General features: G+C 67.8%; 11 protein-coding genes. 6 read left to right on the top strand and 5 right to left on the bottom strand.

From position 1 onward, the window contains the following. The first annotated feature begins 80 nt into the window (after nt 1–80). From AMD30_RS01365 to AMD30_RS01340, 6 genes are all read left to right on the top strand, one after another. Nucleotides 81–1643, top strand: a complete 1563-nt coding sequence (locus tag AMD30_RS01365; protein WP_055474463.1) for an MFS transporter — start codon at nt 81–83, stop codon at nt 1641–1643. 222 nt (nt 1644–1865) lie between these two features. Continuing rightward, a complete protein-coding gene (locus AMD30_RS01360; protein WP_010842757.1) occupies nt 1866–2615 on the top strand; it encodes a FadR/GntR family transcriptional regulator in 750 nt (249 codons plus the stop codon). 157 nt (nt 2616–2772) lie between these two features. Beyond that, entirely contained in the window at nt 2773–3888 is a 1116-nt protein-coding gene (locus AMD30_RS01355; RefSeq protein WP_055474462.1) for an ADP-ribosylglycohydrolase family protein, read from the top strand. Nucleotides 3889–4057: 169 nt separating this feature from the next. Beyond that, nucleotides 4058–5302: an HNH endonuclease signature motif containing protein gene (locus AMD30_RS01350; protein ID WP_055474461.1), complete on the top strand. Its 1245-nt coding sequence runs from the start codon at nt 4058–4060 to the stop codon at nt 5300–5302. A 173-nt stretch (nt 5303–5475) separates the two neighbouring features. Continuing rightward, nucleotides 5476–6258 (top strand): hypothetical protein, encoded by a 783-nt coding sequence (locus AMD30_RS01345; RefSeq protein ID WP_055474460.1) that lies wholly within the window; start codon nt 5476–5478, stop codon nt 6256–6258. Between the two features lie 28 nt (nt 6259–6286). Continuing rightward, complete coding sequence (locus tag AMD30_RS01340; RefSeq protein WP_010842761.1) at nt 6287–6778, top strand: NADPH-dependent FMN reductase; 492 nt, start codon at nt 6287–6289, stop codon at nt 6776–6778. On the opposite strand, the gene AMD30_RS01335 is transcribed toward AMD30_RS01340, so the two are convergent. From AMD30_RS01335 to AMD30_RS01315, 5 genes are read right to left on the bottom strand one after another with little or no spacing between them, the layout of a single operon-like run. Continuing rightward, nucleotides 6733–8148, bottom strand: coding sequence for an amidohydrolase family protein (locus tag AMD30_RS01335; protein ID WP_010842762.1), 1416 nt, complete (start codon nt 8146–8148; stop codon nt 6733–6735). The two genes, AMD30_RS01340 and AMD30_RS01335, sit on opposite strands and share 46 nt — an antisense overlap. Next, nucleotides 8145–8756: a pyridoxamine 5'-phosphate oxidase family protein gene (locus AMD30_RS01330; protein ID WP_044507256.1), complete on the bottom strand. Its 612-nt coding sequence runs from the start codon at nt 8754–8756 to the stop codon at nt 8145–8147. The genes AMD30_RS01335 and AMD30_RS01330 overlap by 4 nt, the downstream gene beginning before the upstream one ends. Next, entirely contained in the window at nt 8753–9553 is an 801-nt protein-coding gene (locus tag AMD30_RS01325; RefSeq protein WP_010842764.1) for a creatininase family protein, read from the bottom strand. Before AMD30_RS01325 ends, AMD30_RS01330 begins: the two co-directional genes overlap by 4 nt. After that, on the bottom strand, nt 9550–10881 hold the full coding sequence (locus tag AMD30_RS01320; RefSeq protein ID WP_010842765.1) for an FAD-binding oxidoreductase: 1332 nt from the start codon (nt 10879–10881) through the stop codon (nt 9550–9552). The genes AMD30_RS01325 and AMD30_RS01320 overlap by 4 nt, the downstream gene beginning before the upstream one ends. Continuing rightward, complete coding sequence (locus tag AMD30_RS01315; RefSeq protein WP_055474459.1) at nt 10878–12056, bottom strand: hypothetical protein; 1179 nt, start codon at nt 12054–12056, stop codon at nt 10878–10880. The genes AMD30_RS01320 and AMD30_RS01315 overlap by 4 nt, the downstream gene beginning before the upstream one ends. Nucleotides 12057–12142: the final 86 nt, after the last annotated feature.

Raw genomic sequence — 12142 nt, 5'->3', positions numbered from 1 at the left:
CCACATCCTACACTTGACTTTATCTACTGAGTACTTGAAATAATAAAGCAGTGACTCTCCCATTCCCATCCCGCCGGCAGATGCCGCCGGCCCTGGTGCTGCTGGTGCTGTGTACTGCGACCCTCGCCATCAGTCTGGCCACCACCGCGATCAACGTCGCCCTGCCGTCGCTCGCGGTGGAACTGGGCGCCGACAACCGGCAACTCCAGTGGATCGTCGACGCCTACAACCTGCTCTTCGCGACGTTTGTGCTCGCTTTCGGCAGCCTCAGTGACCGCTTCGGGCGCAAAGGGGCGTTGATCGGCGGGCTGGCCATCTTCGGCGGCGGCGCGGTGGGAGCGTCCTTCGCCGACAGCTCCGGCCAGCTGATCTTCTGGCAGGCGGTGATGGGCCTGGGTGCCGCATTCGTCTACCCCACCACGCTGTCGATCCTGTCGAACGTCTTCACCGAACGAGCCGAGAAGGCCAAGGCGATCGGTATCTGGGGCGCGACAACCGGTTTGGGGGTCGCCTGCGGGCCGATCCTCGGCGGATGGCTGCTCGAGTCGTTCTGGTGGGGGAGTGTGTTCCTCGCGCTCGCCGGGGCCGCGCTGATCTCCATCGTCGCCACGGTCGCGGTGGTCACCACGTCTCGGGATCCGGCCACGCCGCGTATCGACTACGGCGGGCTCGTGCTCTCGGTCCTGGCGGTCGGCACGCTGGTGTTCACCATCATCGAAGCCCCCGAACACGGATGGACCAGCCCGGCGTCACTGGCCGGCTTCGCCGTCACCGCGGCAGCGTTCATCGCTCTCGTGTTCTGGGAGCGCTCCCGGGCCGAGCCGATGATCGACGTCCGGCTGTTCACGAACATGAGGTTCACCGCTGCGAGCGCATCGGTCACCTTCGCCTACTTCGCACTGTTCGGCTTCATCTTCCTCATCACCCAGTACTTCCAGCTGGTGCGGGACTTCCCGCCGCTCGAGACCGGCCTGAAGTTCATCCCGGTCGCCGCGTCGATCGCCGTCGGTTCCGTGCTCGGCACGGCTCTGGCCGTCCGATACGGCAACAAAGTGGTGGTCAGCACCGGGCTGGTCTTGTTCACGGTGGCATTTCTGTGGATCTCGACGCTCAGCGCGTCGACCGGCTACCTCGAGATCGCCCTGCAGATGGTTCCGCTCGGACTCGGTCTGGGCCTCACGTCGGCCCCGGCGACGGAAGCCATCATGGGTGCGGTCCCGCGCGACAAGGCAGGCATCGGTTCGGCGATGAACGACGCGACGCGCGAAGTCGGCGGCACACTCGGCGTCGCCGTCATCGGCAGCGTGTACGCCTCCCTGTACGCATCGTCATTCGCCGAGTCCGACGTGGCCCGCGAGTTGCCGGCTCCGGTCGTCTCCGTCGCCGAGGAATCGGTGGGGTCGGCCACGGTCGCGGCCGACCGGCTCGCCGGCGCCGGTGCACCCGACCTCGGCCGATCCCTCTCCGCGGCCGCCGATTCCGCATTCCTGGATGGACTGACCGCCGGTTCCTATGTGGCCGCGGGCGTCACGTTGCTGGGCGCCGTCGTGGCAGCGCTGTTCCTTCCGTCGAGGCCGAAAGACGAAGTGCGTCAAGACCATCCTGGAGCCGACGCGCTCGCGCACCCAGGACGGCGACGATGACATCGAAGAAGGCAACGTCGTGTTCGGTGAGGACCCCGCTGAGCGAAGAGCCCGGCTGGCACGCTGGTTGTGCAGGAGAGTTCGCCACAGCGTCCACGATTCTAGGAACGGCAATGGGTAAGATCCTTCTGTGAATTGAGCAGCTGCCGAGAATGGCGGCCGGCGGGTTCCTGCCTCGCGGCACGCCCGTGTCGGGGCTGGCGCTGCGTGAACGGAGGGGTTGTGGCACGAGGTATCGAGCACTCGGTCGTCCGAGTCCCCAAGGCGGGCGAGCTGGTGGCTGCGCAGCTGCGGCGCCAGGTCGTCACCGGCGAACTGAAGGCCGGCGACCCGTTGCCCAGCGAGACGACGCTGATGGAACGCTTCGGAGTCTCCCGTCCGACGTTGCGCGAGGCGTTCCGGATCCTGGAGTCCGAATCGATCATCGTCGTGCTCCGTGGTGCGCGTGGGGGTGCCCGCGTGCTCGCCCCGAGCGAGTCCGTGGCGGCTCGGCACATGGGTCTGCTGTTGCAGTACAAGGGAGTTCCGCTTGCCGACGTCTACAGGACGCGGACCGAGATCGAGGTGGCGGCGCTGCGCGCTTGGGGTGGCCGCGTCAATGATCTCGACGTGCTGTCGGGGTTGGTCGTAGAGGCGGCCGACACCATAGACGACGCCCCGCAATTCGCCAAGGTCGACTCCCGCATCCACCAGGCCATCACGGATCTGTCCGGTACGCAGACCCTGTCCGTGCTCGCCGGCATGATCCTGAACGTCATGGACGAGCACAAATCCTTGCACCTGTCGGTGCATGGCGACGATCACGAGCGCGATACGGACGAACTGGCTCTACGCGCATACCGGCGCCTGCTGAAACTGCTGACGGCGGGCGACGTCGATGGTGCGGTCGCGCACTGGCGCCGCTTCCTTCGGAAGATCGAGCCGCTTGTCATCGCCGATCCCGATACCACGCTCGTCGAGGTCCTTTCCTGACATCGGGTGCCTCGCCCACGTCCCGCCCGGCAGCCCCAACTCAGTGTCTGTCGTCTTGAGGTCGTCAGACAACGCCCCTTCGCGGTCCGCTGTCCTGCGGCGTCGGCGGGCGCGTGTGACCATGGGGAGACGCCGGGGAGAACTGTAGGGGGCGACCATGGATCGATTCAGCGGATGCTTACTCGCCGGTGCGGCCGGCGACGCGCTGGGCGGAGCGGTCGAGTTCTCGACGCGGGACTCGATCCTGGACCGGTTCGGGCCCACGGGGATCACCTCGTACGCGGAGGCGTACGGCGGCGTCGGCACCATCACCGACGACACGCAGATGACGCTGTTCACCGCCGAGGGCCTGCTGCGCGCCTGGGCGCACGACTGCGCGGGCGGGATCTCCTGTTACGCGGCAACCACGGCGCGCGCCTACCTCCGCTGGTTCATCACCCAGGGCGGCCATCCGCGGCACGGTGTGCTGGCGACGACCGAACGGTCGAGCTGGCTGGCGGGACACCGGCAGCTGCACAGCCGGCGTGCACCCGGAACCACCTGCCTCGAGGCACTCCGGGTGACCACTCGTCCCGGCGAGCCCGCCGACAACGACAGCAATGGGTGCGGCGGCGTCATGAGAGTGGCGCCCGTGGGGTTGTTCGCGGCCCGAGCCGAGTGGTCGGCCGGGGGTGCCTTCGATCTCGCGGCAGCGCTCGCCTCGCTCACGCACGGACACCCCTCCGGCTCGTTACCCGCCGGTGTTCTCGCGGTCGTGATCCGCGATTTGGTCGCCGGGGCGAGCCTGCCGGAGGCGTTGGCGGAGGCGAAGGGGATTCTCCGGATGCGCACCGGCCACGAGGAGACCCTTGTCGCGCTCGAAACCGCTGAGGCACTGGCCGATTCGGGCCTGTCCCACGAGGCGGCGATCGAGCGGCTGGGTGGGGGCTGGACCGGCGAGGAGGCGCTCGCCATTGCCGTCTATTCCGCGCTGGTGGCCGACGACCTCGAAGAAGCGGTGATCATCGCGGTCAACCACGATGGCGACTCGGACTCCACGGGCGCCATCGCCGGCAATCTACTGGGTGCGCGCGACGGCGTGGCAGCGATCCCGCAGCGCTGGCTCGAACCCCTCGAACTCCGCGACGTCATCGTCGAGATGGCGGGCGATCTCTACGATTTCGTGGACTGGGACACTGCCGAGTCCGATGCGGACGCCGGGTCGGCCCGTTGGGTCGAGAAATACCGGGGATCGCGTCCGGGTACGACCTCGGACCTTCGCCCGGTGGGTTGACCTCCCCGGCGTACTTGCAGCTGTGACTGGTGGGGTTTCTGTTCACCACAGTCCACCACAGTTCACCGCTGGTACGTGTGTGACATAAGCTGCCGCACAATCAGATTCGTAAGAGAACAGGCTGTGGACAAACCTCGTCGTCGAATGTTTTGGCGAGTACCTTGGTGTCATGACCTCGATCACGGAGCTCCGCGACACCCTCATCGTCTTGCAACCACCACCCGGCGATCCGAGTGGTCGCGCGGTGTTCGACCGACTCGACGAACTGCGTGTGTTGCGCAATGTGCTGGATCACCAAATCGCTGTGCACGTAGCTCTTCTGGATGCTTCGGGTGCGGCGGCGCGGGCGGGATCGACGACACGGTCGTGGCTGATCGAGATGGGAATGCCACCATCAGTTGCCCACCGTGGTGTGCGGATAGCCGGCAGCCTGGCCTTGTTGCCGAAGGTCGCCGACTGTGCCGCCGACGGGTACCTGTCTGCCGAGTGCGTCGACGCGGTCGTTCGAGGGATCGCTCTTATCGACAAACGCGCTGCAGCACCGCTTTCCGACGACGACCGTCGGGTGTTCGAGACCGAACTGCTGACACAGGCGTTCTCCGGTGCCACTCCCGCCGAGATCGACACCGGCGCACGTGGTATCGCGGTGCGTGTCGCCGCCGCGGATCCCGACACGGTTCCGGCGGCTGATGATGCGTCGTTGAACACGGTGCACACCAGGGTGACCGAGGAGGGGCGGGTCGCGATCAGCGCGGATGTGACCGCAGTGATCGGGGAGAAGTTCTTGTCGATGATCGACGAACGATCCGGTCCGCGTCCCGAACCCGACGGCGCCGAGGACCGCCGCTGTGTGGCTCAGCGTCGTGCGGACGGGTTGGAGTTGCTGTTGGATCAGGCGGCGATCGGTGCGGCGATGACCACCGCGGGGGCACCGCGTACGCAGGTTCTGGTCACCGTTCCTGCCGGCGGCGTCGATCCGGCACGGTTGCCGTGGGTCGGGGCGATATCGGCCGCGTCGGCGCAGCGGTTGTCGTGTGATGGCCGGGTCGCCGAGATCATTCTCGACGCCGAGGGCGTGCCGCTGCGGATGGGAACCACGAAACGGCTGTTCCCGCACCATCTGCGGCAGGCAATTATCGTGCGGGACTTGTGCTGCGTGAAATGTGGTGCGCCCGCCGCGCATACGCAGGTCCATCATCTGGTGCACTGGGCTGACGGTGGTCCCACCGATCTGGACAATGGGTGCCTGTTGTGCCAGCGGTGTCATACCCAGGTCCATCACCACGGGTGGCAGGTGGTGATGGGTCCCGACCGGCATCCGTGGCTGATCCCGCCTGCCGACATTGACCCGCGACGTCTACCCCGACCCGCCTACAACCGGCGCACGATGCGACTCGACGACGCCCTCGTGTAACCGCTTCGCCCAAAGACCCTCCGGCGCCGATCCGGCGCCACACGTCCTTTGACAACTCAAGACGCGGACGCGTTTCGAATCCCCGGGACCCATGCCCGGCCTTGACGCGGTCTCCAGCGCAGCTCAAGGGGAGTTGCGGCGTGAAACGGACACTTGCGCCTACGTTGGGACACATGACACCCACGCGTCTCCCCGGTCCGATCACCTGGCTCGCCGTGTTCCTCGCCGTGGCTCAGGTGCTCGCGCCCGTCGTCCCGTTCTCCGGATTCGGCGCCTCGCCCAACGAGTCGACGACCGATCTCCTGATCACCCCGGCGGGTTACACGTTCTCGATCTGGAGCCTCATCTACCTGCTGTCGATCGTGTTCGCCGTCGCGGTGGTCTGGAAGGGGTCCACCGGGACCGATGATCCGCGGCGCCTGCTCATCGACCTCGAAGTCGCGTTCGCAGGCGCGGCGGTGTGGATTCTGGTGTCGGCCGCCGAGTGGACGTGGGTGACCCCGCTCGTGCTGACGGTCATGACGGTGGCCCTGCTCGACGCGGCCCGGATCGCCGCGAGACCGGCCGACGGCTCGGCGCCGCGATGGCTCACGGCAGTGACCCGCATCCTCGTCGGTGTCTATGCGGCGTGGGCGACCGCAGCGGTCTTCCAGAACTGGGCCGCCGCGATCGGAGCCGACCTCGCCGACCCGCGATCCCTGGGCTGGCAGCTGGCCGTTCTGCTCGCGTGCGCCGTGGTCGGGCTGGCCGTCACGGCAGTCGTCGGGTCGGTGCTCGTCGCCTACCCGCTCACCCTGATCTGGGCGTTCGTCGGGATCATCGTGAACGCACAGGGCGAGACGACGGCCGTCGTCGGAGTGGCGGCCGGGACGATCGTGGCGCTGATCGTGACGACGGCAGCGATCACGGTGCTGCGGCGCCGGGCCGGTACGCCGGCGTCGGCTGAGGCACGATAGGCGGGACCGATACTGCGAAAGGCGGACCATGACCACCACCGTTGTCGCCGGGAACCCCAAACCCGGTTCGCGCACCCTCGATGCCGCCCGGCAGCTGGCGAAGGCGCTGACCGGAACCGAACCCGACCACGTCATCGACGTGATCGACTTCGGGGCAGGTCTGCTCGGGTGGGGCGACGCCGCGGTCCGGGGCGCCGTGGAGACCGTCGCCTCCTCGGATCTCGTCGTGGTCGCCAGCCCGACCTTCAAGGCGACCTACACCGGAGTCCTGAAGCTCTTTCTCGACCAGTTCGCCACGGGCGAGGGTCTACGAGATGTGACCGCCGTCCCGCTGATGCTCGGGGCGGGCCCCGCGCATGCCATGGCGCCCGACCTGCTGCTCAAACCGGTCCTGGTGGAACTCGGCGCGGTGTGCCCGGCACCGGGCCTCTACCTGATCGACTCGACCTACAGCACCGATTCGCGGATCGCCGACTACACCGAGCGGTGGTCGTCGACGCTCGTGCGACTCTCACCGTGACGCGCCGCGACGACCGGGTGTATCCCCGAGTGCGCGGCCGAGGCGATCATCCGCTCGGTGAGTTCGGAATCGGCCTGGGCGCGTACGGGATCGGCCACGTCGCGATGCCACACCGGCCGGCCTCCCACGATGACCTCGCGCAGGTTTCGCAGCCCGCATCCGAGAACGTACGTGGCGACGGGGTCCCAGATCGGTCCGAGGTGGGGCGACCGTGGGTCGACGACGAGGAGGTCCGCGAACTTGCCCACCTCCAGCGAACCGACCTTGTCGGCCACCCCGATCGCCGATGCTGACCCGAGCGTGTGCAGCATCAGTACATCGAGCGGGGTCAGAATCGCGGCGTCGCTGTGCTTTCCGCGCTGGAGGAACAATCCGGTCCGCATGTTCTCGAACGGGTCCGACACGTCGGTGCACGACTGATCGTCGACACCCATGCCGACGGTGATCGAATCCCGAAGCAGGCGTGGCACATCGGCGATCCCCGAACCGAGCCGGCCGTTGGACATCGGTTGCCACACCACTGCCGACCCGGTCTCGCGCACCCTCGTGACCATGTTCTCGGTCGGATGGACGAAGTGCCCGAAGGCGAAGCCGGGCCCCAAGACGCCCGCGGCGTCGTACCAGTCGAACTTCGACTGCTGGATCTCGATCTGTTCGGCCGTCTCGACGAAATGTGCCTGATTGGTGATCCCGTACCGGTCCATCAGGGCCCGTTCGCGCTCGGCGGTCGCCTGCGACGACGACCACTGCACCGACCCGTACACCGAGCCGCCCAGATCGAGTGCCGGGTCGACGGTGCTCAGGTGGGTCATGACCGCGTCGAAGCCCGTGAAGGCCGCGTCCTCGCCGAGCTGTTCGTCGTCGAGCCGCACGCTGGTGACGAAGCGGATGCCGGCGGCCGCCAGACCGTCCACCTGCGCGGTGACGAATTCGGGCGGGTGCACGCGCGCCGCCTTGAGGACGGACTCCTCGTAGTCGAACAGCGCGAGGACACGCGACTGGGTGAAGTTGTACACGGACGTGATGCCGGAGGACAGGTGGTCGAGCCCGCCCGCCAGCGTCATCCAGTACAGGTCCTCCGCCTCGGCGCCGAGCAGCATCGTGCTGTTGAGCGTGACCCATTCGTAGAGCGGACTGTTCGGGGCGACGCCTCGCATCCCGCCGGTGTAGATGTGGCTGTGGGCCGAGACGAAACCGGGTGCGAGGAAGGCGCCCTCGAGGTCATGGCGGGGGAGAGGTGCGTCGGCGGGTGGGGAACCCTCGCCGATCCCGGAGATCCGGCCGTCGGTCCCGACCGACAGCCATCCCCAGAACCACGGTTTCTCGCCGCTGACCGGCAGGATCAGCGCGTTGTGGTAAGTGCCGGTCATCCCGGTAGTACCTCCGATGTCCATTGATTGTCGTTGTGGGTGAACCGTACTCGTTGCGACGGACCGTCCGGGTCGCCCCGCCAGAAGGTGATCTCCCGCAGGTCGACGGCGTATCCGGTCCAGGTCGGCGGCGCCGAGAGTCGCGGGTGCGCCGCGTCGAAGTCGGCCCAGCGCCGCCGCCGCTCCTCGGGAGACAGCGCCGCGAGGTCGCCGTCGTTCATCCACGCCAGCAGCTGCAGGTAGCGAGAACGGCGTGAGAACGCCTGGTGCAGTTCGTCCTCCGGGGCGCGTCGGACGTCGCCGTGCGCGACGACCTGACGGCCCACCGCAGGCCAGGCGATCGCGACCGAGGCACGGGGGTTCTCGGTGAGTTCGGCGACCTTCGCCGATCTGGTGTCGGTGTGGAAGTACACCGCCGTGTCGTCGGCTTCGGTGATGAGAACGTGTCGAACCCGGGGATAGCCGTCGCGGCCGCACGTCGCCAGTGCCATCAACGGACGGGGTTCTTCCGGTGCGGGCAGCCAATCTCGCAGTAGTGTCATCGGCTGGACCGTGAGCTGATCGGCGTTCGCGCAATCGGTTCCGAAGCCGGTCCCGCTGGTGATCAACGTCCGACCCGGCCCGGGTCGAACGTGGCGATCTCCGGAAGTGCGGCGACGAGGGCGTCGACCCGCTCGTCGAAGAGCTCCGCGCCGGTCGACGCGTCGGCGCCGGTGGGATCGCCGATGACGCCCGACTCGGCGAAATCGGTGGAGAGCCAGCCGAATCGGACCGTCCCGGCGAACCCGACGTGTGTCGCGTCGGCGACCGCGTCCGCGACCGTCGCGACCGCCTTGTCCATGTACACCAGATCCGGTCGGAGGTGCAGCATCATCGAGGTCTCGGCCCACCCGGCGTGGATGCCGAGTCCGCGCTCGGTGGGACCGGGATGGCCCGGGCCGGAGGAGAAGAACGTCTGCAGGTCGAAACGTCGTCGGAGCTCGCGCGCCGCAACCTCGATCAGGGCGGAGTTGCCGCCGTGCGCGTTCAGGAAGAGCACACGTCGCGCGGGGGTCTGCGCCAGCGAGGCACCGATGTCGACGATCGTCTCGAACAGGGTGGTCGCCCGCAGCCAGATCGTGCCCGGCAGACGAGAGTGCTCGTCGGACTTGGTGTATCCCAGTGCGGGCAACAACCAGACGTCGTACCCCGCAGCGGCACCGCGTTCGACGACCGCCTCGGCGACGGCTTCGGCGACGATGAGGTCGGTGGCGAGCGGGAGGTGCGGTCCGTGCGGTTCGATTGCGCCCGTGGGCAGGACGAGAATGGAATCGCGCGACAGGGCGTCACCGACCTGTTCGGTGGTCAGCTCGGCGTAACGCCGATTCCCGGCCCGGTTCACGCTCGTCGTGTCCACGGCGTTCACATCCACCTTCCCGGGTTGAGCAGCCCCTTCGGATCGGTCCGCTGGGCCAGCGCGCGGACCCGTTCGGCGTCGAGGTCGACGTACCACTGATGCGGGGAGTGGACCCCGACCCCGAGTTCTTCGAGTGCGGCGACCCCGTCGATGACCTGCTGCGGACTGCGGTAGATGCCGTTGAGCATTCCGAACATCATCTCGTGGCCGACCTCGAGATGCAGCATGCCGCCCTCGTAGACCTGCTCGACCTCGTCGAGACGGCTGACGAGTGCGTCGCCGCGTACCTCCATGTGAAACCACTTGTCCGGCTGCGACTTCTGCAGCCACCATGTCGGGTGGTTGTAGGACAGCGTGGACAGTTTGACCGTCTCGGCGATGCCCTCACGGACCGCTTCGACGCGGCCGCCGGCGGCCGCGATGAGATCGGTGGTCTCCACCAGGGCCCGGGCGTCGATGATCCCGCGCACGCTGGCGCGTCCCCGGACGAGGGCGGGGTCGTCGGGCAGGGCCGCGGTGATGATCGGACCGTCCGCGGACAGCAGCCGCGGCTTCGGTTCGATGGCCGCCAGCCGGAAGGCCGCGTCGAATGCCTCCCGGCCGGACTCGAAACTCGCATAGACACAACGCCATTGCTGTAGCGGCTCCACCCGGACCGTGGCCGCGACGATGATGCCGGCGACCCCGTAGGTGTGCACGAAGGGCGTCGCGTCGTCGCCGTCGAGGTGGACCACCTCGGCATCGCCGGTGGCGTGGACGACATCGAGCGCCTCGACGAAACCCTGGTGGTTGCGGCCGTGCACGATCGTGCCGGTACCGGCGGAGCCTCCCGCGAGGAAGCCGCCGAGGGTCGACTGGACCGTGGACGGGTACATCCACAGCTGGCTGTCATGAGCCCAGGCCGTCTGTTCCAGGTTGATCATCCGCGCGCCCGCCTGCGCGGTGACCGAACGTCCGGTGACGTCCCGTATCTCGGTCAGCGACGTCATGTCCAGGACGAGTCCGCCGAAGCGCGGGATGACCTGGCCGTAGTTACCGGTCCCCTTGCCGCGCGTGGTGATCGGCACCCCGCGGGCGACGGCCGCACGCACGATCTCGGGCACCGCGTCCGCTGTACGCGGATAGCACACGAGGTCCGGTTCGCCGAGGTCCTGCGCGGAGAGGATCGGGCTCATCCCGGAACCGTCGCGGGCCGCCCGTGCGAGTGCGCGGGGCAGCGAGCTGATGCCGCGCGGGCCGACGATCGCGAGTAGATCGTCGGCCAGCGCGTCGACGTCGTCGGGTCCGAAGTCGGGGCGTCCCTCATCCGTGCCGACGGCCACCACGGGCGCGGTCACTGGGGCAGGCCTACCGAGGTGTCGATGAAGCGGTTGGTCGCGATCGCCTCGGGGGTCAGGCGGTCGGCGGCCGGGGTGCCCTGTTCGGTGAAGATCGGTCCGGTCACCTCCATCACGCGGGCGACGCGGGCGGTGTCGAAGTTGCCGATGGTCGCGTCGGGGCCGTTGCTCACCAGGTTGAGCTCGGCCATCGTCTTACGGGCGTAGTCGGCGTTGCGCTGGGAGTACACCCAGCCCGTGTCGTACTGTTCGACGGCGTCGAGGATGACCTCGTCCGCCGCCTGGGGCGAAGCCAGGTAGTCGACGGACCCGCGCTGCAACACGGGGACGAGCTGTTCGAGGCAGGCGGCGTTCTCCTCCAGTGCTGCCGAGCGCACCGCGACGGACGACTTGTAGGTGGGGAAGCCGACGTCGTGGATCAGCTGGTACTTCACCGGCTTCTGCCACCCCTCGACCTCCTCCTGATAGACCTGGGGCTCAGAGCTGGCGAATCCCTGCTGGGCGGTCTTGCCGCCGTCGGAGACGAAGTTGGCCGGCGATCCGTCGTAACTGCCGTCGACCTGACCGGGGGAGAGGACACCCGACCCGGTCAGGTAGTCCATGTACGTCGACCCCTCGAAGTAGAGCACGCGCGCGTTCGCGGGCTTGAGGTCGGCGATCTTCTGTACCTGCGGGTAGGTGGCGGGATCCCACATGATCATCTGCGGGCTGATGTCGAGCGGCGCCATGACCGCGGTCGTCGGATTGTCCTTCGAGTTCTGGATCGCCTGGTCGGTGTCCACGTACCCGAGGAGGATCTCCGGATCGGAGTACATCTGCGAGGTCACCGACTGGAAACCGATGGCGGGTCCGCCGGAACGGATCTCGATGTCGACGCCGGTGTACTCGCCGCGGTCGAACAGCGGACCGACGACGCGCTTGTTGCCGGCGTTGATCGTCGGGTCCGGGCCGAGGAGGTGGTAGAGGTGCCCGTGTTCGGCCTCCGGATTCCAGTCGGTCTGGACCACGATCTTGTCCGGGCAGTTGGCGCTCAAGTCGACCGGGCCGATAGCCCCGGTGTACCCGGAGGACTCGGTGCTCTCACCGGAACCGCATGCGGCGGTGAACGCGAGGGCGGCGGCCACGGCCGCGACACCGGTGGTCTTGGACAGGCGGCGCCAGACATGTGTGTTCATGGGTTCCTCTTTCGTGCAGGGAGATTCGGGCAGGACTGAAGGGACGAGAAGATCGGGAAAGGCGGGTAAGACGACCGGGTCGATCG

It is taken from the genome of Gordonia sp. HS-NH1 (genome assembly GCF_001418765.1).
In the GTDB taxonomy this organism is placed as follows: domain Bacteria; phylum Actinomycetota; class Actinomycetes; order Mycobacteriales; family Mycobacteriaceae; genus Gordonia.
This window is presented reverse-complemented; position numbering and strand designations above follow the sequence as displayed.

Bases quoted from the DNA above. Each gene is read 5' to 3' on its own strand.
- AMD30_RS01355 (WP_055474462.1), top strand. From the start codon at position 2,773: ATGGATCGATTCAGCGGATGCTTACTCGCCGGTGCGGCCGGCGACGCG.
- AMD30_RS01315 (WP_055474459.1), bottom strand. From the start codon at position 12,056: ATGAACACACATGTCTGGCGCCGCCTGTCCAAGACCACCGGTGTCGCG.
- AMD30_RS01345 (WP_055474460.1), top strand. From the start codon at position 5,476: ATGACACCCACGCGTCTCCCCGGTCCGATCACCTGGCTCGCCGTGTTC.
- AMD30_RS01365 (WP_055474463.1), top strand. From the start codon at position 81: ATGCCGCCGGCCCTGGTGCTGCTGGTGCTGTGTACTGCGACCCTCGCC.
- AMD30_RS01340 (WP_010842761.1), top strand. From the start codon at position 6,287: ATGACCACCACCGTTGTCGCCGGGAACCCCAAACCCGGTTCGCGCACC.
- AMD30_RS01335 (WP_010842762.1), bottom strand. From the start codon at position 8,148: ATGACCGGCACTTACCACAACGCGCTGATCCTGCCGGTCAGCGGCGAG.
- AMD30_RS01350 (WP_055474461.1), top strand. From the start codon at position 4,058: ATGACCTCGATCACGGAGCTCCGCGACACCCTCATCGTCTTGCAACCA.